19 protein-coding genes are annotated in these 24,318 nt (G+C 68.8%); 6 read left to right on the forward strand and 13 right to left on the reverse strand.

Annotated features, from left to right (window positions below; translation table 11 throughout):
- Nucleotide 1: 1 nt before the first annotated feature.
- The 4 genes from AUL33_RS05595 to rfbF all read right to left on the reverse strand — a co-directional run bounded on the left by AUL33_RS05595 (nt 2) and on the right by rfbF (nt 4,320).
- A complete protein-coding gene (locus AUL33_RS05595) occupies nt 2-1,012 on the reverse strand; it encodes an NAD(P)-dependent oxidoreductase (protein WP_062204902.1) in 1,011 nt (336 codons plus the stop codon).
- 62 nt (nt 1,013-1,074) lie between these two features.
- Complete coding sequence (locus AUL33_RS05600) at nt 1,075-2,328, reverse strand: aminotransferase class I/II-fold pyridoxal phosphate-dependent enzyme (RefSeq protein ID WP_062204905.1); 1,254 nt, start codon at nt 2,326-2,328, stop codon at nt 1,075-1,077.
- A complete protein-coding gene (rfbG, locus tag AUL33_RS05605; RefSeq protein ID WP_062204906.1) occupies nt 2,319-3,458 on the reverse strand; it encodes a CDP-glucose 4,6-dehydratase in 1,140 nt (379 codons plus the stop codon). The genes AUL33_RS05600 and rfbG overlap by 10 nt, the downstream gene beginning before the upstream one ends.
- Nucleotides 3,451-4,320 carry a glucose-1-phosphate cytidylyltransferase gene (gene rfbF / locus AUL33_RS05610; protein WP_082652349.1) on the reverse strand — a complete coding sequence of 290 codons (870 nt, stop codon included), beginning with the start codon at nt 4,318-4,320 and terminating at the stop codon, nt 3,451-3,453. Before rfbF ends, rfbG begins: the two co-directional genes overlap by 8 nt.
- Before the next feature lie 226 nt (nt 4,321-4,546).
- Here rfbF and AUL33_RS05615 point away from each other — a divergent pair, with 226 nt between their 5' ends.
- Entirely contained in the window at nt 4,547-6,238 is a 1,692-nt protein-coding gene (locus AUL33_RS05615; RefSeq protein WP_156419297.1) for a hypothetical protein, read from the forward strand.
- 127 nt (nt 6,239-6,365) lie between these two features.
- Here the strand turns inward: AUL33_RS05615 and AUL33_RS05620 are convergent, their stop codons facing one another.
- The 3 genes from AUL33_RS05620 to AUL33_RS05630 all read right to left on the reverse strand — a co-directional run bounded on the left by AUL33_RS05620 (nt 6,366) and on the right by AUL33_RS05630 (nt 13,212).
- Nucleotides 6,366-10,100 (reverse strand): cadherin domain-containing protein, encoded by a 3,735-nt coding sequence (locus AUL33_RS05620; RefSeq protein WP_062204911.1) that lies wholly within the window; start codon nt 10,098-10,100, stop codon nt 6,366-6,368.
- Between the two features lie 191 nt (nt 10,101-10,291).
- Nucleotides 10,292-11,449, reverse strand: a complete 1,158-nt coding sequence (locus AUL33_RS05625; RefSeq protein WP_062204913.1) for a glycosyltransferase — start codon at nt 11,447-11,449, stop codon at nt 10,292-10,294.
- A gap of 611 nt (nt 11,450-12,060) precedes the next feature.
- Nucleotides 12,061-13,212, reverse strand: a complete 1,152-nt coding sequence (locus AUL33_RS05630; RefSeq protein ID WP_062204914.1) for a glycosyltransferase family 4 protein — start codon at nt 13,210-13,212, stop codon at nt 12,061-12,063.
- A 283-nt stretch (nt 13,213-13,495) separates the two neighbouring features.
- On the opposite strand from AUL33_RS05630, the gene AUL33_RS05635 reads away from it, so the two are divergent.
- Entirely contained in the window at nt 13,496-14,404 is a 909-nt protein-coding gene (locus AUL33_RS05635; RefSeq protein WP_062204950.1) for a formyltransferase family protein, read from the forward strand.
- A gap of 57 nt (nt 14,405-14,461) precedes the next feature.
- Here AUL33_RS05635 and AUL33_RS05640 read toward each other — a convergent pair whose 3' ends face one another.
- The gene (locus AUL33_RS05640; protein ID WP_082652348.1) at nt 14,462-15,598 is read right to left on the reverse strand and encodes a L,D-transpeptidase family protein; all 1,137 of its coding nucleotides are present in this window, start codon (nt 15,596-15,598) and stop codon (nt 14,462-14,464) included.
- Nucleotides 15,599-15,706: 108 nt separating this feature from the next.
- Entirely contained in the window at nt 15,707-16,684 is a 978-nt protein-coding gene (locus AUL33_RS05645) for an aldo/keto reductase (RefSeq protein ID WP_062204916.1), read from the reverse strand.
- 232 nt (nt 16,685-16,916) lie between these two features.
- Between AUL33_RS05645 and AUL33_RS05650 the strand changes: the two genes are divergently transcribed.
- On the forward strand, nt 16,917-17,678 hold the full coding sequence (locus AUL33_RS05650; protein ID WP_062204919.1) for an ABC transporter substrate-binding protein: 762 nt from the start codon (nt 16,917-16,919) through the stop codon (nt 17,676-17,678).
- A complete protein-coding gene (locus tag AUL33_RS05655) occupies nt 17,678-18,994 on the forward strand; it encodes an FAD-binding oxidoreductase (RefSeq protein WP_062204921.1) in 1,317 nt (438 codons plus the stop codon). The genes AUL33_RS05650 and AUL33_RS05655 overlap by 1 nt, the downstream gene beginning before the upstream one ends.
- A gap of 16 nt (nt 18,995-19,010) precedes the next feature.
- Here the strand turns inward: AUL33_RS05655 and AUL33_RS05660 are convergent, their stop codons facing one another.
- The 3 genes from AUL33_RS05660 to rocF all read right to left on the reverse strand — a co-directional run bounded on the left by AUL33_RS05660 (nt 19,011) and on the right by rocF (nt 21,565).
- Entirely contained in the window at nt 19,011-19,481 is a 471-nt protein-coding gene (locus AUL33_RS05660) for a hypothetical protein (RefSeq protein WP_156419298.1), read from the reverse strand.
- Nucleotides 19,482-19,574: 93 nt separating this feature from the next.
- A complete protein-coding gene (locus tag AUL33_RS05665) occupies nt 19,575-20,639 on the reverse strand; it encodes an ornithine cyclodeaminase (RefSeq protein WP_062204928.1) in 1,065 nt (354 codons plus the stop codon).
- Nucleotides 20,639-21,565 carry an arginase gene (gene rocF / locus AUL33_RS05670; protein ID WP_062204931.1) on the reverse strand — a complete coding sequence of 309 codons (927 nt, stop codon included), beginning with the start codon at nt 21,563-21,565 and terminating at the stop codon, nt 20,639-20,641. Before rocF ends, AUL33_RS05665 begins: the two co-directional genes overlap by 1 nt.
- A gap of 129 nt (nt 21,566-21,694) precedes the next feature.
- On the opposite strand from rocF, the gene AUL33_RS05675 reads away from it, so the two are divergent.
- Nucleotides 21,695-22,132: an Lrp/AsnC family transcriptional regulator gene (locus tag AUL33_RS05675; RefSeq protein ID WP_062204934.1), complete on the forward strand. Its 438-nt coding sequence runs from the start codon at nt 21,695-21,697 to the stop codon at nt 22,130-22,132.
- Between the two features lie 74 nt (nt 22,133-22,206).
- Here AUL33_RS05675 and AUL33_RS05680 read toward each other — a convergent pair whose 3' ends face one another.
- On the reverse strand, nt 22,207-23,187 hold the full coding sequence (locus AUL33_RS05680; protein ID WP_062204937.1) for a tripartite tricarboxylate transporter substrate binding protein: 981 nt from the start codon (nt 23,185-23,187) through the stop codon (nt 22,207-22,209).
- Nucleotides 23,188-23,365: 178 nt separating this feature from the next.
- Between AUL33_RS05680 and ppk2 the strand changes: the two genes are divergently transcribed.
- Nucleotides 23,366-24,286: a polyphosphate kinase 2 gene (gene ppk2 / locus AUL33_RS05685; RefSeq protein ID WP_062204940.1), complete on the forward strand. Its 921-nt coding sequence runs from the start codon at nt 23,366-23,368 to the stop codon at nt 24,284-24,286.
- Nucleotides 24,287-24,318 lie beyond the last annotated feature (32 nt).

Consider the following 24,318-nt stretch of genomic DNA (forward strand, 5'->3'; position numbering starts at 1 on the left):
CTCAAGCTCCAGCGCAATGAAGGACAGCCGGTGTGCCGCTCTGCAGCGGATCAGCGATCGCGTGAGCCGTCCGACGCCGCGTCCAGTTGACCGTTCGCGTCAGACCTTCGCGCAGCGGGGTCGTCGCCTGCCAGCCGAACAGGGACCGGACCTTCGAGACGTCGAGACAGAGATGCGGCGCCCCCGTCGGCGGGCCGTCCTCGCGTAAGGCCAGCCGACGAGAATCCATGCCGACGATCCCGGCGATCACTTCAGCGATCTCGCCCATGGACGGGGCCGATCCGGACGCGACATTGACGATGCCGGGCTGGAGCGAGGGCGCATGGCCGATGCGCAGCAGCGCCTCCGCGACGTCCTCGACGAAGACGAGGTCCCGCCGGTCCTGCGAACGGCGAACCATGAACCCATCCCCCGCCAGACAGGCCGCGATGGCTTGGGGAATGAAGTAGTCGGCGGCCTGCTCGGGTCCGTAGACGAGGCCGAAACGGGCGGTGACCGCCGGAAACGGCAGGCGCGACCCCAGCGACGCGACGATCTGCGACGCGGCCACGAGGCTCGCGCCATAGGCCGTCACCGGTTGTTCGCGACGCTCCTCGACATGCGGGAGCGGCGCCTCGCCATATTCCGCGATCGACCCGGAACGAACGAACGCTGCCGGCGGGTGCGGCGCGGACGACGCCTCCTGGAGGAGGCGGACGAGCCCGCCGAGGTCTTCCGAGACGAAATCCGCGACGTCTTCGAGATCGGATCGCAACGGTCGCCGGGGGGATGCGGCGAGGTGGAAGACGACGTGCGGGCGTGCCGCTCGAAGGCAGCGGCGCAGCGCAGCGCGGTCCCGAAGATCGACTTCGTGGCGGATCGCCCGAGGCGCGAGACGATCGACGCGGCCGGCATCCGATCCCGGCCTCGTGGTGACGTGGACGTCCAGACCCCGGGCGAGACCGGCCGCCGCCAGATGGGCGCCGATGAAGCCGCCCCCGCCCGTGATCAGAATTCGCGATGTCGCGTCCACGAACGAACTCCCGTTTCGCTGTTATGCTGGCAACCGGCGACGCCCGCGCCGGCAGGGTCAGATCAGGCATGGTTCGCCATGGCCGGAACGGCAGCGTTGCGTGCTGCCCAGAAAGCTTGGCGCGGCGTCGACACGCGGTCGGCGAAGGCGCGGAAGCTGTCGTGGATGAAGGCGATCTGTTCCTCTACGAGCCCGTGGTGGCAGGCCAGCAGGATACCGCCGCGCATGACCTCGTCGGCGCGTGCGTAGCCGCCAGGGTCGGCGCGGTGGGGCACGCCGCGCATGGCGGGCTGGCGCAAAATGTTGCCGGTGAAGACCGGCCGGGTCTGAATGTCGCGCTCCTCGAGAAACACCTGGAGCTCGCGGCGCGTGAACGGCGCGTCCTCGCGCAGCGTCAGCGGGAAGGCGAGCCAGCCGGTGCGCGATTCCGGCAGCTGGCGCGGCAGGACGAACCAGTCGGCGTACTGCGAAAAGAAGTCGAACTGGGCCGCGAAATTGCGCTCGCGCGCCGCGATGTTCCTCTCCAGCTTCTCGAGTTGCACGAGGCCGAAGGCCGCGCCGATCTCCGAGGGCTCGACATTGAAGCCCAGTTCCTCGAATACGAACTTGGCGTCGTAGGCGAACCCGTCGAGCTCGACGTTGAAGCGGTTCTCGATCGATTCCGATTCCACGAAGAGCGACGAGGTGCGCCCCCAGGAGCGAAGGAGAAGCGCCCGCTCCGCCAACGCTTCGTCGTTCACGCAGAGCATGCCGCCGTTGCCGGCCGCGGTGATGACGTGCGAGCCGTAGAAGCTCGTGGTGCTGATGTCGGAGCGCGTGCCGGTGCTGGTGCCCCGCAGCGTGGCGCCGAGCGTGTCGGCACTGTCTTCGATCAGCATCAGCCCGTGCCGGTCGGCAATCGCGCGCAGGATGTCCCAGTCTGGCAGGTTGCCGATGAGCGAGGGGATCATCATCGCCCGCGTTTTCGGCGAGATCGCCTGTTCGATCCGCTCGACGTCGATGTTGTAGGTTCCCTCCGCCGCATCGACGAAGACCGGCACGAGCCCGCCGCGCACGATCGGCGCCACGGTCGTGGCGAAGGTCAGGACCGGGGTGATGACCTCCGCGCCCTTCGGCAGGGACAGGAGTTCCATCGCCAGGTAGTTCGCCGACGAGCCGGAATTGACCATGATGCCGTGCCGCTTGGCGAAGAGAGCGCCGACGCGCTCCTGCATCATGCGCACTCGCGCGCCCATCTGCGTCGATGTCCGCAGGACCTCGTTGACGGCGGCGATCTCGTCCTCGCCGAAGACGGCCTGTCCATAGTTCACGCGCATTCGGGGACCCTCGTTCGGATGGGTGTGGGGGCAAGACGGACCACCGAGGCGTTCCAGGTGGCGGCGTAGTCTTCGATCTGGCGGATGGTGAAATCGCGGATCGCCTCGGGGCGCCGGTGAAAGGCGCGGTACCAGGCGACGGTGGCGGCGACGGCGGTCTCGATGTCGAACAGCGGTCGCCAGCCGAGCTCGACGAAAGCCTTCGTGCTGTCGAGCCGCAGCAGCGTCGATTCCTTCGGTCCGCCCGCGCCGGTCTCGAACACGAAGCCCGGTCCCTCGCTGCCGAACTCCGCCATGACGAGATCGGCGAGCGAGCCGACATCCACCGCCGCGTCGCGGTCGCAGCCGAAGTTCCAGCCGCCGGCGAAGGGCGCGCCGGCCTCGATCAGGCGTGCGGCCAGCGTGAGGTATCCGCGCACCGGCTCCAGGACATGTTGCCAGGGGCGAACGCTGGCGGGGTTGCGGATGCGCGCGGGGTTTCCCGCTTCGAGCGACCGGATGAGATCGGGCACCAGCCGGTCCGCCGCCCAGTCGCCGCCGCCGATGACGTTGCCGGCGCGAACGCTGGCGATCTGCGGCCCGGCGGAATCCGCGAAATAGGACGAGCGATAGGCCGCGACCACGAGCTCGGCGCAGCCCTTGGAAGAGCTGTAGGGATCGCGGCCGCCCATCGGATCGGTTTCGCGGTAGCCCCAGTTCCACTCCCGGTTTTCGTAGCACTTGTCGCTGGTGACGACGATCGCGGCCTTCAGCGAGGGCATGCGGCGGGCCTCGTCCAGCACCACCGCGGTGCCGACGACGTTGGTCAGATAGGTGTCGACGGGATCGGCGTGGCAGGTGCGCACGATCGCGCTCGCCGCCATGTGGATCACCAGGTCGAAGTCGCGATCCTCGCCGAGGGCGGCGCGGAAGGTCTCGGCGGAGCGGATGTCGCCGTGCCGCCCGTCCACGAGTTCGTCGATGCCGATGGCGCGGGCGAGCGACCGGTCGGGCGCGGGCAGGGAGACGCCGACGACATCGGCGCCCAGACGCTTCAGCCAGAGGCAGAGCCAGCCGCCCTTGAAGCCGGAATGGCCGGTGACGAGAACGCGCCGCCCGCTCAGCGCCCGTGACAGCGCGACCTCATCCATGAAGATGCTCGCCCGATCCGATCGCGGCCGCCATCGCCGCGGGTGACAGCGCGTGCAGCGGGATCGTCGGCGGAGCCTGGTCCACCGCGGGGGTCGCGAAGTCCAGCCAGGGCGGCGTCTCGACGTCGCAGAGCCCGTTCAGATGATCGCGGTCGCGGATCGTGTCCATTGGATGCCAGAAGCCGTCGTGCTTGAAGGCGAAGAGTTCGCCGTTGCGCGCCAGATTGGCCAGCGGCGACTGCTCCAGGGGTTCCATCAGGTCGGGGATGTAGTCGAGAACGCCCGGCTCGAAGACGAAGAACCCGCCGTTGATCCAGGTCTCGCCGGTCTGAACCTTCTCGGTGAAGGCGACGACCTGATCGCCGTCGAGGCCGAGGCTGCCGAAGCGCGCCGGCGGCTGGACCGCCGTGACCGTCGCGAGGCGACCGTGCGAGCGGTGGAAGGAAAGGAGCGCGGCGAGGTCGATGTTTCCCACGCCGTCGGAATAGGTGACCATGAACGTGTCGCGGCCGATCCAGTCGCGAAGCCGCAGCAGGCGTCCGCCGGTCATCGTCGAGGCGCCGGTGTCCACCACCGAGACGTTCCAGTCGAGCGGCCGGGTCGGCTTCAACGTCATCGAGCCGCTGTTCAGCGCCACGGTGAAATCCGCCGTCGAGAGGTGGAAATTGTGGAAGTAATTCTTGATCGACATGCATTTGTAGCCGCCCGCGATGACGAAGTCGCGGAAGCCGAAATGGCTGTAGATGTCCATCACGTGCATGATGATCGGCTTGCCGCCGATCTCCACCATGGGCTTGGGCACGCGGGTCGTTTCTTCGGCGAGGCGCGAGCCCAGGCCGCCAGCCAAGAGAACCACTTTCACCACTGTCCCGCTCCCTTCCTGGGTTTCGCTGCCGAGTGTGCCGCAGCGACGGGTCCAGACAACTCGCCTGTTCGGATAGGCTCAGGTGGCTTCTGCGCCGAAAGGCCTAGTTCGGCAGCGCACGCGCCTTCCTTCGGAGGGGCGGTCCGCCCCTCGCGGCCATCGCAGATACGGGCGGCGATCGGGCATGCTGGCACCGGCTTTGCGCGCGAGGGAACCCGGCTCGATGGACGATCTGCGACGAGCGGGCGAGCCCGCATTTCCCACTGCGGGCCGCGCCGGCTCGTTCCGAGCGGACCATGGCCGGGACAGCGGCCGGCCCATTCGAGCGCCCGCACCGTCGCGCAGCCTCGGCGGATCCTTCGCGTCCGCCGCGATGGCGCTGGTCTCGGCCGCGCTCTTCGCCGGCCTCGTCCTGCGGATCATGACCTACGATCTCAGGCGCGACGAAGAGCTCTACGTGCCCCCCACACGCCTTCTCGACGATCGCGCTCTGTATGCGGATGTCCTCTACAACCACACGCCCGGCTCGGCCTGGCTCTTCCATGGCCTGCGCCGCCTGACCGGGTCGGAGCACCTCCTTCTCGACGCGCGGCTTGGCGTGGTTCTGGGCTGGGCCGGCTTCGCGCTCGCCATCGTCTGGGTCGCGCATTCCCTGACGCGCTCGCTCGCCATCGGCTGGAGCATCGCGGTCCTCTTCCTGCTGCAGGAGCTGTTCCTGACGCAGGCCGGTATGACCGCGACGAACAACTTCCTTCCGCTTCCCCTTTCCTTCCTCGGCCTCGGTCTGGCGGTGATCGCGCTGATCGCCGACCGCCCGAAACCATGGGCGATGGCGGGCGCCGGTTTCTGCCTCGCGCTCGCGGTGGTGTTCAAGGTGAGCGCGGTGGCGTTCCTGCCGATCGTGGTGGCAGGCGCCTTCCTCCTGCCCCGCGATCGATCCTTGAGCCTGCGCCTTCGCCTCGGCATCCTGCCACTGGCGCTCGGTGGTCTGGCCGGCGGAGCGCCGATCCTCGTCTATCTCGTGGTGGATCCCATCCGTTTCATCGCCAACGTGGCCGGATATCACACGGGCCCGCATCTCCAGTATTACCGCAGCGCCGCCGCTCCGGACGAGGGCGCGGTCATGTCGCTCGCCGGCAAGCTCCTGCTGGGCCACGGGACCTGGATCGCGGGCGCGGCGATCGGCCTCGTCGCCCTTGTCGCGCTCCTGCTTTTGCCACGGGCGGAGCCCGGCGAGAACGAGCGGCCAGACGGGAGGCCCGAGCGCGATCTCCTTCTCTTCGTGCTCGCCACCTTCGTCGTCGCGTCGGCCTTCAGCCTGCTGCCGACCCCGAGCTTCCCGCAATATTTCGCGCCGCCGCTCATCTGCCTGCCGCTGGCGCTGATCCTCGCCGCCAGGCGCCTGCCCGCGAACCGCCAACCGCTGGCGAGCGGCCTACTTGCCATCGCGGCGGTGGTGACGATCGGCACGGCGGCGCCGCGCCTCCTCCAGCACGCCGGCGCAATCGTGAACCCCGGCCAGTGGACGGTGATGCGGGTTCACCGGCAGGGCCAGGACATCGCCCGGGTGTTGGCGGCGGCCGGGCTGACGGGAAAGGTCGCGACGCTCGCCCCGGTCTATCCGCTCGAAGGCGGGCTGCCGGTCTATGACGAACTGGCCACCGGGCCCTTCGCCTACCGCACGGCCGAGTTCACCGCGCCCGAACTGGCGCGCCACTATCGCATGACCTCGCCGGCCACCGTCGGGGCCCTCCTCGCCGCCGATCCGCCGGCCGCGCTCCTTCTCGGCTTCTCGCCCGAGCTGGAGCGCCCGATGCTGGATTTCGCAACCTCGAACGGCTATCTCGCCGACCCTGGCTTCGAACTGATCGACCGCTACGGCACCGCCCGGCTGTATCTGCGCCCGAACCGCTGAGAACGCCCATCGACCAAAGCCGGCGGCCGCAGCGCCGGCTGCCCCTACGCCTCCCGGCCACGAACGAAAAAACCGCCCCGGTGGATGACCGGGGCGGGTTTTGCTTATCGCGCTAGGGCCTTGGCTTTCAGATGACGTCGAGCTGGCTGAAGAGGCTGGTGGAGTTCGCCCCCGTGATCTGGACGATCTGGTCGGGGATGCCGTCGCGCCCGGCGCCATCCCAGAACAGCCAACCGTCCCCCGTGCCGGCGACGAAGACGACGCTCTTCGTCGTGGTCATCAGGGTCTTCGCCAGGGTGAGCGCGTCGGCGAGAGTGTTCGTGCCGATCGCTCCTTCCGCATAGGCGGACGCCGACAGCGAACCGGTGACGAAGTCGAGATCGATGACGTCGCCGGCGAAATCCTGGAAGTCGGTGATGCGATCGCAATTGGTGTTCGCGGTCGTGTCGCCGAAGGCGAAGACGAACGTGTCCGCTTCCGTGCCGCCGGTGAGAACGTCCTTGCCGACCCCGCCAACGATCACGTCGACACCGGCGCCGCCCTTCACCGTATCGCCGGCATCGCCGCCGATCAGCCTGTCGTTGCCCGTCCCGCCGTCGATCACGTCGATCCCGGCGCCGCCATCGATCGTATCGTTGCCGCCGAGCCCGTTCAGCGTGTCGTTGCCGTCGAGACCCATCAGCCTGTTGACGCCGTTGTTGCCGTTGATCGTGTTGGCGAGTTCGTTGCCGGTGCCGTCGATGGCGAGCGTTCCCGTCAGCGTCAGGGCCTCGACCTCGGCCGCGAGCCGGTAGCTGACGGAGGCCGAGACGGTGTCGAGGCCGCCGCCCGCCAGTTCGATGACCTGGTCGTCGTTGAGACCGTTCCCGTCGTCGCTGTAGGTGTCGACGAGATAGGTGTCGTCGCCAGCACCGCCCTCCAGCCGGTCGGCGCCGATCCCGCCGTCGAGCTTGTCAATGTCGTCGCCGCCGAACAGCGCGTCGTCGCCCGAGCCGCCGACGAGAAGGTCGTTGCCCGCCCCGCCATAGAGGCTGTCGGCGCCGTCGTTGCCGAGCAGCGTGTCGGCTCCGGCTTCGCCCTGGATCAGGTTGGCGCCGGCATTGCCGACGATCTGGTTGTCGAGCGCATTGCCGATCCCGCCGATCCCGGCGGTGCCGAGCAGCGTGAGGTTCTCCACCTCGGCCGCCAGCCGGTAGGAGACCCACGCGTTCACCCGGTCGGCGCCGCCGCCGGCCAGTTCGACGACGAGATCGTCGTTCGTCGCACGGCCATCGTCGGAATAGGTGTCGACCGTATAGACGTCGTTGCCGGCGCCGCCCTCCATCCGGTCGACGCCGGCGCCGCCATCGATGACGTCATTGCCGGCGAGCCCGTAGATCGTGTCGTTGAGCGCGGTGGTGCGAAAGGCCGCCGTTGCGGTCGGCGAGATGCTGTCGTTGCCCGCCGTGCCGGTGATGGTGCGCCCGGTCTCGAACACGTCGGTCACCGTGATGTCGAGGACCTGCCGGGTCGTGAAGCTTCCGTCCGAGGCGGAGACCCACACGTCGTAATGGTTATCGCCGTTGGCATCCTCCGGGATCTCGAAATCGGGTGCGCTCTTGAACACGAGGGCACCCGTCGCCGCGTCGATCGTGAAGAGCGCAGCATCGGCGCCGCCGGCGATGGCGATGACCGGCACCGTTCCGTCGGCGTCCCTGGCGACGACCGTCGTGGCGAAGGTGGCGTTCTCGGCGATCGTGAGGCTGGCCGTCGCGCCGCCGCCGTTCGAAAGGAACACGGGCGCATTGTCGTTGACGTTGTCGACGCGGATCGTCATCGCCTGCGTCACCGCGTTCGACCCGTCGCCGGCTCGAACCGTCACCTCGTAGACGTTGTCGCCGTTGCGATCGGTCGGCAGTTCGTAATCGGGCGCATTGACGAAGGAGAGCGCCCCCGTCGCGGCGTCGATCCGGAACAACGCGGCATCCGCGCCGCCGGCGAGCGAATAGGTCGGGGCAAAGGCCGGCGAAGAGGCGTCGGCATCGGTGGCGACCACCGTCGCGGCGAGCGCGACGTTTTCCGCGATGGCGACCGAGGCGGCCGAGACGATCACCGGGGCGTTGTCGTTGACGTTGCCGACCGCGATCGTCAGGGCCTGCCGGTCGCCGTTCTGGCCGTCGCTCGCCTCCACCACGACCTGATAGAGATTGTTGCGATCGGCATCGGTGGGGGCCTCGAAATCGGGAGCAGCGGCGAACCGCAACGCGCCGGTCGCGGGATCGAGCACGAACAGGGCCGCGTCCGCGCCGCCGACGATGCGATAGGCGATCGGCCCACCATCGGCATCGGTCGCCGCCAGCGTCGTGACCGCGGCCGTGTTCTCGGCGATCGTCAGCGTGGCGGCGCTGCCGCCACCGTTCGAGATGATCACCGGGGGAGCCCCGTCGACGACGTTCCGCACCGTGACGGACAGCGCCTGCGTATCGAAATCCGAGCCGTCGAACGCCCGCACGATCACCTCGTAGACGCCGTTGCCGTCGGCATCGATCGCGTTCTCGAAGTCCGGCGCGGCCTTGAACGACAGGACGCCGGTCGCCGCGTCGATCGAGAAGAGCGCCGCATCGGCGCCGCCCGCAAGGCCGTAGGTGAGCGTCTGGCCCGCATCCTCGTCGCTCGCCATCACCGTCGTCACGAAAGTCGTGTTCTCGTCGAGCGTGGCCGCGCCGGTGGCACCGCCGCCGTTCGAGGTGAGGATCGGCGCGTGGTTGAGCTGGGCGATCGGGATCGTTCCGTCGCGGAATTCCACGAACTCGACGCCGAGCACCTTGTCAGAGCCGGTGTTGACGGCGCCCGGACGGGTGTCGGTGATCTGATAGCTGCCATCGGGGTTCAGCCCGATCAGGTAGTCGCCGCGATTGCCGTCGAAGACCGCCGTGTCGGTATCGGCAGCCCCGTTGAGCGTATCGTTGCCGAGGCCGCCGATCAGGCGGTCGTCGCCGGCATCGCCCTTGATCGAGTCGTCGCCGTCGCCGCCGTCGAGAAGGTCCGTGCCCGCGCCGCCTTCGAGGATGTCGGCGCCGCCGCCGCCATAGAGCGTGTCGTTGCCAATGTCGCCATAGAGCTTGTCGCCGAAGCCGGCCCCCGCGTCGTCACCGTAGAGGAGATCGTCGCCCGCCCCGCCGAAGAGATTGTCGCCGGAGGCACCGCCATAGAGCGTGTCGTTGTCGTTGCCACCTTCCAGTACGTCGCCCTTGGCGCCGCCGAAGAGAAGGTCGTTTCCGTCGCGCCCGCGCAGGATGTCCTGGCCGCCGACGAGATTGCCGCCGAGATCGTCGCCATAGAGAACGTCGTCGCCCGTCCCGCCGTCGATGAGGTCGCCGCCGGCATTGCCGACGATCGTGTCGTTTCCTTCGTCGCCGAAGAGATCGTCGCTGTTGGCACCGCCGACCAGAATGTCGTTGCCGCCCTCGCCGCGGATCAGCAGCTGCTTGGCGTAGCTGGCGCCGCCCGCGCCTTGCGCGCTGAAGTCGGCGATGTCGTTGCCGAGGCCGAGGTAGAATTGCTGGACGCCGTTGATGCCGCCGACGCCGTTGGCGAAGCTCGCATTGTTGTAGAAGATCGCGTCGTTGGCGCTCGACCCGTAGAGGACGTCGGTCCCCCCGTTCGAGACGTAGACGTCGTAGGACACCTGCACGTCCGCCCCGCGGATCGTGAAGAACGATCCATCTGCAAATGTCATCGAGGTGGTCCATGAGAAGCTCGCGATCCGCCCATCGGCGCGCCTATGATCGAAATTGTCGTCCTCGGTGAAGGCGAAGAAGCGGTCAAGCCCGGTGGTCCCCGTGATCGTCAGCCCACCGAAAGCATTGTAGAAATAGGCCATTGCCACTCTCCCCCCTCAAGATTTCATCGCGCAAGACGTCGGGCGCGGGAGACGATGTCCCTGCGCCGCGCCGAGATGTGTTGGGTCCCGCACTGTCGAGGCCGATGGCGACGATGGGTAGTGTTCCAATCGGTCGAGAGCGGTCGCCGAAATCGTCTCTGGGCTAGACCAAAGGCGGAGGTCGGTCGGCGTCAGGATGGCGAGGCCATCGTCGGCCCCTGGGCCGGGGGCGTCATTACGCCCCGCCGCCAGCGCCGGGCGGCCGAGGTCCCGATCACCTCGTCCCAGAGCGACAGGATCTCGCCCTCGCCGTAGCGCGCTGCAATGCGCGGCCCCTCAGACTCGAGCGAGGAGCGCGCCGCCTCGTCGCCTCCGGCCCGCACCATCGCATCGGCCAGCGCCCCGACGTCGCCGGGCGGCACGAGCGCCCAGCTCTGCCCGCCCGCGAGGATCTCGGAGGGACCCCATGGGCAGTCGAAGGCCAGCGTCGCCATGCCCATCGCCAGCGATTCCAGAAGGACGTTGGGAAAGCCTTCGAACCGGGAGCTGAGGACGAAGACGTTGCCGGCGTCTCGCCACTCCTGCGCGGTCTTCGTCAGCCCCGGCAGCGCGATCGCCTTCGCCAATCCGAGCCTTTTGGCCTGCGCTTCGAGAGCGGATCGCTCCGGTCCCTCGCCGAAGATCACGAGGGTGGCAGCGGGCATCTCGGCCGCGGCGCGCGCGAAGCTCTCGATCAGCAGATCGAAGCCCTTCTGCGGTTCGAGGCGACCAACCGCGACGAAGCGGGGCTGATCGTCGGTGGACGGACTGGACGCCCCCGCGACGGCCACAGGGTTGGGAATGATCACAGCCCGGGCATGGAGCCGGCGCGGCAGGGAGGCGCGCGCCATTTCCGTCTGCATCACGAGTCTCGCGGCGCGAGAGGTGACGAGCCGTTGAAGCAGATGCCACACGGCGTGCATGCGCTGGACCCTGAAATTATTGCGTTCGGACATGACGACGGTGGCGGGAAGGCCGAGCGTCGCGACGCCGACCATGACGTTGACCTTGGTCAGGAACGACACGACGAGATCCGGCTCGAGTTTGCGAAGACACGCCCGCAACCTGAGCCAGCGTCCGCCGACACCGAGCAGACGGTGCAAGGCCCCCTCGCCGCCGCCGCCCGGACCGGAGCCCAGCGCATGCAGCGTCACTCCTTCGCCATAGGGAAAAAAGGATATCGTGCTGTCGGCATTGACGCCGATGACATCGACGCGGTCGCCGAGTTCCCGGCGATGGCGGGCGAGGAGGCTGACGACCTTCTCCGCCCCGCCGGCGGTGAAGCCGGACTGAACGATCACGGTGCGCATGTCATCGGTCCCTTCTCGCGCCGGCAAGGCGCCCTCGCCCACCGACCGCGACGGTCGGCGATCGCGCATGTCCTGGCGGCGCCCGGCCCCGACTTTGGCCCGTCGAAGCAATGGCCCACGCACGGGCTTTCGTCGCGAGACCATATGGAGGATTGGCTGGCAGAAGACGTTACGGACCGCGCAACGGGCATCGATCGCTCGGCGTGACGGGCCGCGAGGTCCGGTTTTCGGCGATCGCCTCGCCGATGCGCGCCGCGCCCGGTGAGCCACCAAACCGATGCGAAGCGTAAAATGAGGAACCTGACCAAGCTTTGCCGCCTATGCCGACTCCGGCCGCAAGACCGGTTCTGAGGAACGCCGAAGACGCCGACGGACTTGCCGAGCGGATCGACGCGCCGCGAGGAGCGTCCCGCACGCGCTTCGAAACGCAGTATCGCCAGCCACCGTGGGGATCGGACTTGGACATTCGGGCAGGACGAGGTGACACGCCTACCTCCAACGGTGGACTGGCTTCGGGATGGCGGAAGACGCAGGCGGCGTCGCGAAGGCCCTGCTGTACCGGCCCGAGGCGCGCGGCGAGATCAATCATTGGCGGCGCGACGCGCGCGGTCTCACATCGACCCGTCGTCCCGCGCGGTGATCGCGGCGAACGCCACGGCGTCCCACTGATCGACGTTTCGCTCGGGCGTGAAGGTGCGGGCATGACGTCCCGCCGCTTCGCCGAGGCGCGCGCGAAGAGCGCCGTCGCCGAGCACGCGGCGCAGCGCCCCGGCCAGGGCCTCGACATTCTCGCGTTCCACGAGAAGCCCGTGGACGCTGTCCGTCAACATGTCGCGCGGCCCCCATTGGCAGTCGAAGGAGACCACGGGCAGATCGGCCGCCATCGCCTCCAGAAGCACGATGCCCCAGCCCTCGAACCGTGAGGAGAGAACGAAGACATCTGCCGTTTCGACCCAGAGGCCCGGTTCGCCCGTGATGCCGGGCATGCGCACGCGGCCCTCGAGACGCAGGGCGGCGCGCTGCGCCTCGAGAGCGGCGCGCTCCGGCCCCTCGCCCCAGATTACCAACGACCAGTCCGGAAACTCCGGGGCAATCCGTGAGAAGGCTTCGATCAGGAGATCGAACCCCTTCTGCGGCACCAGCCGTCCGACCGCCGTGAGGGTGTTGCCGAGACGCTTTCGCTGGCGGTCCGCGGGCAGATCGACAGAATTGGGAATGACCCAGCTTCGCCGCCGCAGGGCGGCAGGAAAGAACTCAAGGGCGCCGGCGGTCATCGTGACGAGGCCGAACGCCTTCGGGTAGAGATGTCGGCGCAGGGCGCGCCAGATCGGCCCGGTGTCCTGCAACGCCGGATTGTTGCGCTCCGACACCACGACGGGCACGCCGAGGTACCGAGTGGCCAGAAGCGTCAGCACGTTGGTGCGGGTGAGGAAGCTGATCACGAGGCCGGGCTTCACATCCGTCAGCGCGGTGCGGAGCGCCTGCACGCGCCTGACGCTTCCCATCGCTGCCGGCCCCAATCGCTGCGGCTTGGGCGGAAGGCCCAGCCGACGAATTTCGACTGCCGGATCGAACCGGTAATAGGACGGGGTGTCCGGCTGCTCGAAGGTGAGGACCGTCACCCGCCAGCCGCGCCGCGTCCACTCGTTCGCCAGCACGTTGACGACATGCTCGGTTCCGCCGGCGCCCAGCCCCGGCATGACGATCGCCACATGGAGCGGCGGCCGCGCGTCGGGTCGGCGCAAGGCGTTCGTCTCGCCCATGGCGGGCTGCGGACTGGTTCTCATGATGGCCTCCCAACCGGTGACAGGACGCTCCAAGGCGCTGTCCCCGCCGGGCGGCGGAATCGACCAAGAGACGTGGCTGGCAGGAGTATCGCCGGTTACCGGGCGGGCATGCGCAGATCATTCGGGCGACGGCCCGGCCGCCGGCTACCACCATTGGTTGGCTTGGCCAAGCGCGGCGCCACCCGATTATAGGCCAACGCTTCCTTGAGGACCTGTGCCCCCCATGAACGTCCTGCATCCCACGAACGGTGCCTCAAAGTTGCGCATCGCCTTCGTCGGAGCCGTGGAGGGATCGGGCGTCGCCTTCGACGCGCTGGTGGCATCGGGTCACGCTCCCGTGCTGCTCGTCACGCTGCCGCCCGAGGTCTCACACCGCCATTCCGATTTCGTCGATCTCGGCCCCCGCGCCCGCGCCGCCGGGGCCACGGTCTTCCATGCCGCCGACATCAACGCCCCCGCGACGATCGAAGCGCTGCAGGCGGCAGAGCCCGACCTGACGCTCGTGGTGGGCTGGTCGCAGATCTGCCGCGAGCCGTTTCGCGCCGTGTCGCGGCTGGGAACGCTCGGCTACCATCCGGCCCCGCTGCCACGCTTTCGCGGGCGGGCCGTCATTCCCTGGACCATCCTGATGGATGAGGAAATGTCGGGCTCGACCCTTTTCTGGCTGGACGAGGGCGTCGACAGCGGCGCCATCGTGGCGCAGCGCCTGTTTCCCATCTCGCCGGAGGAAACGGCGCGCTCGCTCTACGACAAGCACAAGCAGGAACTGGCGCATCTCGTGACCGAGGCGTTGTCGCGGATCGCCGCCGGCAACCTGTCGGCAACGCCGCAAGACCACACCCTCGCGACGATCTGCGCGCGGCGCACGATGGAGGACGGGCTGGTCGACTGGCACGCGCCGGCCGAAAGCGTGCTCAGGCTCGTGCGCGCCGTCGGCGATCCCTATCCCGGCGCCTTCACGCATTCCGGCCAAGAGCGCCTGCGGCTCGACGCCGCCCGGCCCCATGCCGCGGCCGGGCGCTACATCGGGCTGCCGGGACAGGTCCAGTCCCATACGCAGGCCGGCTTCACGGTGCTCTGCGGCGACCGGCGGGCGATCGAGGTGACCGCCTGGGACGGTCTTGCCGGACGCCGCCCGAAGATGCACCAGCGTCTTATGCCGGCCTGACGCCCGTCTTCGGGGGCGACAGGCCCGCACATGGACCGGCGGAGCGAACCTTCGGGATCACTCTTGGAACACCACCACCGTCTTGCCCTTCTCGACGAGCCCCGCCAGCGTGTCGGCATCCCAGTTCGTTAGCCGCACGCAGCCGTGGCTCTGCGTCTTGCCGATCTGCGCGGGCTCCGCCGTGCCGTGAATGCCGTAGGTCGGCTTCGAAAGATCGATCCACATCGCTCCGACCGGACCGTTCGGCCCGGCGGGAATGGTCATCGCCTCGTCGTTCTTGCCCTGCTGGAAGTTCTTCTTGGGGTCGTAGGTGTAGGTCGGGCGCGGCGCGATGGCCTCGACGGTGACCTCGCCCGATGGCGAAGGCGTATCCTCCGAGCCGATCGAGGCGGGATCGACGAGCACCAGCGAGCCGTCCTCGGCATAGGCGAGAAGTTCGCCCTTCGACTTGTCCACGACGATGCGTGTGACCTTGGTCTCCGGATCGGCGCCCGTGTCGGCGACGAGGATCGTCGTGCCCGGCTTGTCGAAGTCGGCCTTCGGGTTGAGGCTGCGCAGCAGGTCCTCGTCCATGTGGAAGCGCTCGGCCAGCATCTCGCGCGGGCCGCGGAAGCCCAGATGCTTCAGCTTGGCAAGCTCGGCATAGTCGCGCGGCAGCTTCTCGACATAGCGCCCGTCGACGTCCTTGGCTGATATCTCGTAGGTCTTCATCGCCGCGTCGCCATCGGTCGAGAGCGCCGTCCAGAGTTCGGCATCGGGGCGCCCGTCCACCGGCAGACCACGCATCTCCTCGTAGGCACGCACGGCCTTCACGACGTTGTCGCCGTAGAAGCCGTCGATGACGCCGGGCGAGGCATGGGCGCGGTCGAGCAGCACCTGCAACCGGACGAGGAACGGGTCGGCCACCTCCTGCTTGGCCGCATCGGCGGCGATGGCTTCCTCAGGCGTCGAGGCCTCGGACGGGCTATCGTCGGTGGGCACAGCCTCCGGCGAAGACGTGTCCGCGAGGCCCGGAACGGCGGCGCCGGGCGCCGCTTCCGCCGCCTTCTTCTCGCGCTCGGCCTGCCGCGTCTCGAAGGCTTCGAGCGTCGCGCCGTCGATCTCGTCCGCAGAGAGGGACGCGGCAAGCGCGGGATGGGCTGCGGAGGCGAGAAGGGCGAGGCCGAAGGCGGCACCGCGCGAGAGCGTCAGCATGGAAGTCTCCGACAGGCCGGGCAAGCGGGCGCGGGATCGCCCCGCCGGCGCGGGATGCGGCGATCCCGCCGGCCCATCAACGGCCGGCGAGGCCGCAGGTTGCAGCGCTCAGGGCCGGTTCCCATCCTGCGACGCGGTGTCGCCGGCCGCATCCAGCCGAGCCTTCTGCTCAGTCGACAGCCGCAGCTCGGCAGCGCGCGCGAGACTGGCCAGTTGCTCGGTGCTGGTGGCGCTGGCGATCGGGGCGGTGACGCCGGGCGACGCCATCAGCCAGGCGAGCGCTACTTCGGCGGGGCGGGCCCCGTGATCGGCCGCCACCTCGTCGAGCGCACTCAGAATGCGCTGGCCGCGAGCATTCAGATACTTCTTCACGGCGTCGCCGCGCCGGCTGCCGGCGAGGTCGGCTTCGCTGCGGTACTTGCCGGAGAGAAACCCCGAGGCGAGACTGAAATAGGTGACGACGCCGATCGCCTCGCGCAGCACGAGATCGCGCAGCGGTCCCTCGAAGCCGGCCCGGTCGTAGAGATTGTATTCGGGCTGCAGCACGTCGTAGCGCGGCAAGCCCTTGGCGGCGGAGACGCCGAGCGCCGCTTCCAGCTGCGCCGCGTCGAGATTGGAGGCGCCGACATGGCGGATCTTGCCCGCCGCCCGCAGCGCCTCGTAGGCGCCCAGCGTCTCCTCGTATGGCGCTTCGGCGTCCGGCCAATGCGAGAAGTAGAGGTCGATCCGGTCGGTCTGCAGTCGGCGCAGCGAGTCGTCTGCAGCCTGTGCGATCCAGCGCGCCGACAGGCCCTTGCGCCCTTCGCCGAGATCGGAGCCGACCTTGGTGAAGATCGAGACCTTGTCGCGCTTGCCGGGGTTGGCGGCGAGCCATCGCCCGATGATCGCTTCTGACTCCCCGCCGCGATGGCCGGGCACCCAGGCCGAATAGACGTCGGCGGTGTCGATGGCGTCGAAGCCATGGTCGACGAAGGCGTCGAGCAGGCGGAAGCTCGTGGCCTCGTCGGCCGTCCAGCCGAAGACGTTGCCGCCGAAGACGAGGGGGGCGATGCGAAGGTCGGTGCGACCGAGCGGGCGGTGGTCCATGTCCGTGACATCCTCGGGAACGGGCGGCCGCGAGCGACCTGACAAACAGAACGGTGCATATAAGGGAGACGAACCATTCGCCGAGGCACGAACCGGCGACCGCACCGTCAACCCCTTGCGCTCTGGCGGCTGTGGACCGGAAGCCGGCAACGGGCGCCGGGGGTTTCGCCGGGCGAGCGGGCTCGTTAAGGTTTGCGCAATTTCCAACCCCGTTCGCGAACTGGTGCCCTTCATGAAGCAGCTTCTGATCCTTGCCACGACGGCCCTGATGGGCCTGACCTCGCTCGCCGCCGCACAGGAAGGCCGCGAGATCCGCATCGCCACGGAAGGCGCCTACCCGCCCTTCAACGTGGCGCAGCCCGATGGCTCGATCACCGGCTTCGACGTCGACATCGCCAACGCGCTCTGCGCCCAAATGAAGGCGAAATGCACGATCGTGGCGCAGGATTGGGATGGCATGATCCCTGCCCTCCAGGCCAACCGCTTCGACGCCATCATCGCCTCGATGAGCATCACCGAGGAGCGCCAGAAGCAGATCGACTTCACCAACAAGTACTACACGACGCCGCTCGCCGTCGTGGTGCCCAAGGATTCGACCATCGCCGGCGTCTCCACCGACGACATGAAGGGCAAGGTCGTGGGCGCGCAGGCCTCGACCACGCAGGGCAACTATGCCGACGAGGTCTATGCCAAGGCCGGCGCCGAGGCCAAGCTCTACCCGACGCAGGACGAGGCCACCTCCGACCTGCAGAACGGCCGCATCGACGCGCTCATCTCCGACAAGTTCGTGGTCACCGACTGGATGAACGGCGAGGGCAAGGACTGCTGCCGCATGCTCGGCGACGTGCCGGGGACCGAGACCGAAGCCGGCATCGGCCTTCGCAAGGGCGACGACGCGCTGCGCGAAAGCTTCAACAAGGCGATCGACGCCATCGTCGCCGACGGCACCTACAAGACGATCGTCGCCAAGTACTTCCCCTTCGACATCTACTGATGGTGTCCAACCCGCCGGGATCGCTGGGCGGGTTCGCTCGTGCGTCGGCCCCTGGCCTCAGGGTCGACGCGATCGTGCTCGGCGCCGGCATCGTCGGCGTCTCCACCGCGCTGCACCTGCAGGCGCGTGGGCGCAGCGTCGCGCTCATCGATCGCAGGGAGCCCGGCGAGGGTACGAGCTTCGGCAATGCCGGGCTGATCGAGCGCTCCAGCGTCGTGCCCTACGCCTTCCCGCGACGGTTGGCGACGATTGCCCGCTATGCGCTCAACCGCTCGGCGGCGATGCGCTACGATCCGCGTCATCTGGCTGTGATCGCGCCGTTCCTGCTCCAGTACTGGCGCCACTCCTCGCCGCGCAATCTCGCCGTCGCCACCCGCGCCATGCTGCCGCTGGTGGAGGCGAGCATCGCCGAGCACGACGCCTTCATCGCAGCGGCCGGCGCGGGCGACCTCCTGCGCGCCAATGGATGGATCGCGGCCTGGCGCACCCCGGCGCAGTTCGCAGCCGCCATCCGCGAGGTGGAGGCGTTGCGCGACCACGGCCTTCGCACCGAAATCCTCGACGCCCGTGCCTTTGCCGCGGTGGAACCGGCCATGGCCGGCGGCGCGGTCGCGGGTGCGATCCACTGGCTCGATCCGAAGACCGTCTCCGATCCCGCCGAGCTGACGAAGCGCTACGCCCGCCTCTTCGAAGCGCGGGGCGGCCAGGTGCTGCGGGGCGACGCCGCCAGCCTCGAGGAGACGGCGGACGATTGGCGCGTCGAGACGGCGGAGGGCCCGCTTGCGGCGCGCGACGCCGTGGTGGCGCTCGGGCCCCAGTCCGGCGTCCTCGCCGGGCGCTTCGGCATTCCCATGCCGCTCGGGATCAAGCGCGGCTACCATCGCCACTACCGTCTGCCCGACGGAGTGCTGCTGCATCATTCGGTGGTCGACGAGGCCGTCGGCTACGTGCTCGCCCCGATGCGCACGGGCCTGCGGCTGACCACCGGCATCGAGTTCGCCGCGCCGGACGCCCCGGCCAACACGATCCAACTCGAGCGCGCCGAGCGCCGCGCCCGCGAGCTGATCGACCTCGGCGCGCCCTTGGAAGCGACGCCCTGGCTCGGCTTGCGGCCCTGCCTTCCCGACATGCGCCCGGCCATCGGCCCGGCGCCCGGTCGGCCCGGCCTCTGGTTCAATTTCGGCCATGCCCATCACGGGCTGACGGTGGGGCCGGCAAGCGGGCGCCTGCTCGCCGAGATGATGACGGGCGAGACGCCCTTCACCGATCCCGCCCCCTACGATGCCGGCCGCTTCGGCCGCCGCGTTCGAGCCTGAGGCGCGATAGCGACGTTCAGCGCGCGGGGCCGCGCAGGCTCTCGGTGATCGGCTTCAACAGCCGGTCGTAGGGGTCTCGCAGCGTTTCGGGATAGCGCACCGACACGGAGTGGATCAGGCCGCCGCGAAAGATATAGCGCTCGTAGAAGATGCGCCCGTCCGGCCGGTAGCCCGACACCACGGCCCAGTTGTCGCCGGTGCGCTGGTAGGTCACGCGGTCGAGGCTGCGGCGCCATTGCACGAGCGAACGAGGATCGCGGCTCTCAACGTTCTCGATTGCGTAGATGACGATCTCGGCGCCGTCGTCGGAGCGCCAGCCCTGCCCCTCGCCGCCCGGCGAGGCCGGCATGATCCGCGGAAAGGCCGTGGCCGGAAAGCTCGCCGAGGTCCCGAAGGACGGGTTGGTGTAGGTATAGGCCGAGGCCACGCCGGGGCCGAGACATCCTGCCGCCAGCGCGAGCGCCAGCCCCCATCGTGTGAACCGCATCGCCATCTCTCCTGTCGTCGTCCCCGACGGCAGAACGCGGTGCGACGCGGCGAGGTTGCGCGCCCTGCCCGGCTTGGCGCGATGGCGCCGCGCTCAGGCCGGCACCAGACCTTTAGCAGGCGCGGCCGCCCGCAGCAGCATGCCGAAGAGATCGCGCGGCTCGTCGGGATCGGCGAGGAGGTCGAGGTCCTCGAAGAAGCCGGTGCCGGCCAGCTTGGCGCGGACATAGCGCAGCGCCGAAAAGTCCTCGATGGCAAAGCCGACGGAATCGAACAGCGTGATGGCCGAGGCATCGCGCCGGCCGGCAACCTCGCCCGTGATCACCTGCCAAAGCTCGGTCACCGGATGGTCGGGCGCGAGCTGCTGGATCTCGCCTTCGATGCGCGTCTGCGGCGGGTACTCGACGAAGATGTCGGAGCGCCTGAGAATGTCGGCGTGGAGTTCGGTCTTGCCGGGGCAGTCGCCGCCCACCGCGTTGATGTGAAGCCCGGCGCCGACCAGATTGTCGGTGAGGATCGTGGCGTTCTGCTTGTCGGCTGTGACGGTGGTGACGATGTCGGCGCTCTCCACCACCTCCGCGACGCTGCCGCAGGTGACGATGTCGAAGCCGAAGCCGGCCAGATTACGCCGGCACTTGGCGGAGGCGTCCGGGTCGATGTCGTAGAGCCGCAGCCGGTCGACCCCGAGGATCGCCTTGAAGGCGAGCGCCTGGAACTCGGCCTGCGCGCCGTTGCCGATGAGCGCCATCACGCGCGAGTCCGGCCGCGCCAGATGCTTGGCCGCCATGGCGGAGGTCGCGGCGGTGCGCAGAGCGGTGAGGATCGTCATCTCGGTCAGCAGCATCGGATAGCCGTTGCCGACATCGGCGAGCACTCCGAAGGCGGTGACGGTCTGGCGGCCGTCGCGCGTGTTCTTCGGATGGCCGTTGACGTATTTGAACCCGTAGGTCGTGCCGTCCGAGGTCGGCATCAGTTCGATCACGCCCTCGTCGGAATGCGAGGCGACGCGCGGCGTCTTGTCGAAGATCGCCCAGCGGCGGAAGTCTTCCTCCACGGTGTCGGCGAGTTCGGCGAGGAAGCGCTCGACGCCCACCGAGAGCACGAGCTTCATCATGTTGTCGACGCTGACGAAGGGCACGACGTTGAGTTGGCGGGTCATCAGAAGCTCCGGGTCGGGCGGTCGAAGATCTGCCGGCCCATCAGGCTCGCGGCGAGATCCACCATGAGAAGCGCGGTGCGGCCGCGCTCGTCGAGAAAGGGGTTGAGCTCCACGAGGTCGAGCGAGCCGACAAGGCCGCTGTCGTGCAGCATCTCCATCGCCAGATGCGCCTCGCGGAAGGTGGCACCGCCCGGCACCGTGGTGCCGACCGCCGGGGCGATGCCGGGATCGAGGAAGTCGACGTCGAGGCTGACATGGAGGACGCCGTTCGCCGCGCTCACACGCTCGAGAAAGGCACGCAGCAGCGGCACGAGGCCGGTCTCGTCGATCGCCCGCATGTCGTGGACGGTGACGCCGGCCCAAGCCAGCGCCGCGCGTTCGGCCGGATCGACGGAACGAAGGCCCATCATGGCGACATGCGCGGGGTCGAGCGGCACGGGCGGCGGCGGCATCGCGTCGCCGAAGCCCGGCTGGCCCGTGAGATAGGCCATCGGCACGCCGTGCAGGTTGCCGCTGGCGGTACTCTCGAAGGAGTGGAAGTCGGGATGGGCGTCGAGCCACAGGACGAAGAGCGGACGCCTGCGCTCCGCGGCGTGGCGGGCGATGCCGGAGATCGTGCCGGCCGACAGCGAATGGTCGCCGCCGAGGAAGATCGGGAAGCCCGCGCCGGCGGCCTCATAGGCGGCGTCTCCCAGCGCCTGCGTCCACGCAGCGAATTCCGGCAGGTGATGCACGGCGGGGTTCGCATGGGTGATGGCCGGCAGTTGTCCCGGCGCGACATTGCCGCGATCCTGGACGCGAAGGCCCAGCGCCTCCAGCGCCTCGCCGAGGCCCGCCGTGCGATAGGCGCTCGGCCCCATGTCGCAGCCGCGCCGTCCCGCGCCATCCTGCACGGGGGCGCCGACGAGGATGCAGGTGTCGTGCATGAAGGCTCCGCTTCGTTCGAGTCGCCGTCATCGTAGCGTCGCCCCCTGGCGATCCGAACGAACCAGATTGGCAAATCGAGCGGTCTTGGCTATCGATCTGGAAGCTTCTATATCTCGAAACGGCAATGCATGGACGACATCGACCGCCGCCTCGTCACCATCCTGCGCCATGACGGGCGCCGTTCGATCTCCGACATCGCGCTCGAGCTCGCCCTGTCGCGCGCCACGGTGCGCGCCCGGATCGAGCGGCTGGAGGGGCGCGGCGAGATCGTCGGCTATACGGTGGTGCTGCGCGCCGACGCGGTGGCGATGCCCGTGCGCGGACTGACGATGGTGGAGGTGGAGGGCCGGATGCTCGACCGCGTGGTGGATGCGCTCGTCGGCTTTCCCGAAATCGGCGCGGTCCACACTACGAACGGCAAGTGGGATCTGGTGCTGGAGATTTCGGCCGGAAGCTTGACCGATCTCGACGCCGTGCTGCGGCGCCTGCGGCTCGTCGCCGGCATCACGGCGTCGGAAACGACGCTGCTTCTGTCGACGCCCCGCTCGACGAAGGCCCGGCTCTAGCTTGAGCCATGGGCAGCGGAGACATAGGGGGGGCGGAGACATGGGGCGGCGCATCGGCCGCCCCATCGGGGTCTTCAGCCGCCGAGGCCGAGTTCGGTGACGAGCGCGGTGACGCGTTCGTTCTCGGCCGCGAGGAAGCTCTTGAACTCGGCTGACGGCATGTAGAGGTTCTGCCAACCGCGCTTGCGGCAGATCTCGTTCCATTCCTCGCTCGCCGCCACGGCGCCGAGCACTTCGTCGAACCCGGCCAGCGCCTCGGCGTTCAGACCCGGCGCGCCGACGAGGCCGCGCCAGTTCACGAGTTCGGTGTCGACACCCTGCTCGCGGAAGGTCGGCACGTCGATGCCCGGCAGTCGTTCGGGCGAGGAGATGCCGAGCGCCCGAAGCTGGCCGGTGGCGATGAGATCGCCGAACTCGGCATAACCGCCGGTCGCGACGCTCACTTGGTTCGACAGGACGAGCGGCAGCATCTCCGAGCCGGCGCCGACCACGATGTAGTTCATCGCCTTCACGTCGCCGCCGATCGCCTTCACCACCTGGGCGCTGACGAGGTGGTCGGGGCTGCCGATGCCGAACCCGCCCCAGGAGACGGCGCCGGGATCGGCCTTGAAAGCCTTGGCCAGATCGTCGAGCGACTTCAGCGGCGAGGCGGCGGCCACCACCAGCGGCTGGTATTCGCCCTGCAGCCGGGCGACCGGCGTCGCCTCGTCGAGCGTCACGGCCGACTTGTTGATCAGCACCGCGCCGACCATGCCGAGACCGGCGGTCAGCAGCGTCGAGGGCGTGCCGGAGCCGACGAGCTGCGCCAGCCCGATCGTGCCGCCGGCGCCGGGCACGTTGAGCACCTCGACATTGCCGACGATGTCCTTCGTTTCCATGATCTGCTGGATGGTGCGCGCCAGCGTGTCGTAGCCCCCGCCGGTGCTGGCGGCGGCGATGAGGATCAGTTCCTCCGGCGTCGCGGCGCGGGCCGCGCGGGCGCCGAGGCCCGGCACGAAGCCCGCCCCGGCGAGAACGGCGAGCCCCTGTGCGAACCGGCGTCGATGAATCGGCATGTCGTTCCTCCCCTTGAGTGTCTGCCACACGCCGGGACAGTGCCCCTGCAACCTGCGGCCGGCAAGCGGCGAAGAAACCAGGGGGCGGGGCGCCGGGAGGGCGGATTGTCATATCCCCGATACGAAGAGCGGTCAGGGTCCGCCGCGATCACGTTGAGAGGAGCGGCAGGCCGTGGATATGGAACGCGTTGAACAGGCCGGGGCCGACTACGAGCGCATCCGCAACGAACTCGCCGACAGTTTCGACGAGGAGTTCGAAGTGGCGATGGACGAGGACCGGCTCGACCGGATGTTCGACGCCATGGCGGACGATCCCGACCGCCAGAGCCTGGAGCGCGGCGTCTATTTCCGCGAGCTGTTCCGCCTGCAGCGCGAGCTGGTGCGGCTGCAGGACTGGGTGCAGGCCGAGGGCCTGAAGGTCGTCGTGCTCTTCGAGGGCCGCGATTCCGCCGGCAAGGGCGGCGCCATCAAGCGCATCACCCAGCGGCTCAACCCACGCGTCTGCCGCGTCGTGGCCCTGCCCGCCCCCTCCGAGCGCGAACGCTCGCAGTGGTATTTCCAGCGCTACGTGCCGCATCTGCCGGCCGCCGGCGAGATCGTGCTGTTCGACCGGTCCTGGTACAACCGGGCCGGCGTCGAGCGGGTCATGGGCTTCTGCAACGAGGCGGAGGTCGAGGAGTTCTTCCGCTCGGTGCCCGACTTCGAGCGCATGCTGGTGCGCTCGGGCATCGTCCTCATCAAGTACTGGTTCTCGATCACCGACGAGGAGCAGTCCTTCCGCTTCCACATGCGAATCCACGATCCCCTGAAGCAGTGGAAGCTGTCGCCGATGGACGTCGAGAGCCGACGGCGCTGGGAGGACTACACCCGCGCCAAGGAGGCCATGCTCGAGCGCACCCACATCGCGGAGGCTCCGTGGTGGGTGGTCGAGGCCGTCGACAAGAAGAAGGCGCGGCTCAACTGCATCCGCCACTTCCTCGACCAGATCCCCTATGGCGACGTCGAGAAGCCGACGGTGACGCTGCCCGATCGCGTGCGCCATCCCGACTACATCCGTCATCCCGTTCCCACCGACATGATCGTGCCCGACCGCTATTGACGGCCCGACCCCGAAGGCGGACGGTTCGGCGG

The sequence above is a fragment of the Aureimonas sp. AU12 genome, assembly GCF_001463705.1.
In the GTDB taxonomy this organism is placed as follows: Bacteria; Pseudomonadota; Alphaproteobacteria; order Rhizobiales; family Rhizobiaceae; genus Aureimonas.

Excerpts from the sequence above, each read along its gene's own strand:
- AUL33_RS05600 (WP_062204905.1), bottom strand. The coding sequence starts at position 2,328 with ATGCGCGTGAACTATGGACAGGCCGTCTTCGGCGAGGACGAGATCGCC.
- rfbG (WP_062204906.1), bottom strand. The coding sequence starts at position 3,458 with ATGGATGAGGTCGCGCTGTCACGGGCGCTGAGCGGGCGGCGCGTTCTC.
- AUL33_RS05615 (WP_156419297.1), top strand. The coding sequence starts at position 4,547 with ATGGACGATCTGCGACGAGCGGGCGAGCCCGCATTTCCCACTGCGGGC.
- AUL33_RS05620 (WP_062204911.1), bottom strand. The coding sequence starts at position 10,100 with ATGGCCTATTTCTACAATGCTTTCGGTGGGCTGACGATCACGGGGACC.
- AUL33_RS05625 (WP_062204913.1), bottom strand. The coding sequence starts at position 11,449 with ATGCGCACCGTGATCGTTCAGTCCGGCTTCACCGCCGGCGGGGCGGAG.
- AUL33_RS05630 (WP_062204914.1), bottom strand. The coding sequence starts at position 13,212 with ATGGGCGAGACGAACGCCTTGCGCCGACCCGACGCGCGGCCGCCGCTC.
- AUL33_RS05640 (WP_082652348.1), bottom strand. The coding sequence starts at position 15,598 with ATGCTGACGCTCTCGCGCGGTGCCGCCTTCGGCCTCGCCCTTCTCGCC.
- AUL33_RS05645 (WP_062204916.1), bottom strand. The coding sequence starts at position 16,684 with ATGGACCACCGCCCGCTCGGTCGCACCGACCTTCGCATCGCCCCCCTC.
- AUL33_RS05650 (WP_062204919.1), top strand. The coding sequence starts at position 16,917 with ATGAAGCAGCTTCTGATCCTTGCCACGACGGCCCTGATGGGCCTGACC.
- AUL33_RS05655 (WP_062204921.1), top strand. The coding sequence starts at position 17,678 with ATGGTGTCCAACCCGCCGGGATCGCTGGGCGGGTTCGCTCGTGCGTCG.
- AUL33_RS05660 (WP_156419298.1), bottom strand. The coding sequence starts at position 19,481 with ATGCGGTTCACACGATGGGGGCTGGCGCTCGCGCTGGCGGCAGGATGT.
- AUL33_RS05665 (WP_062204928.1), bottom strand. The coding sequence starts at position 20,639 with ATGACCCGCCAACTCAACGTCGTGCCCTTCGTCAGCGTCGACAACATG.
- rocF (WP_062204931.1), bottom strand. The coding sequence starts at position 21,565 with ATGCACGACACCTGCATCCTCGTCGGCGCCCCCGTGCAGGATGGCGCG.
- AUL33_RS05675 (WP_062204934.1), top strand. The coding sequence starts at position 21,695 with ATGGACGACATCGACCGCCGCCTCGTCACCATCCTGCGCCATGACGGG.
- AUL33_RS05680 (WP_062204937.1), bottom strand. The coding sequence starts at position 23,187 with ATGCCGATTCATCGACGCCGGTTCGCACAGGGGCTCGCCGTTCTCGCC.
- ppk2 (WP_062204940.1), top strand. The coding sequence starts at position 23,366 with ATGGAACGCGTTGAACAGGCCGGGGCCGACTACGAGCGCATCCGCAAC.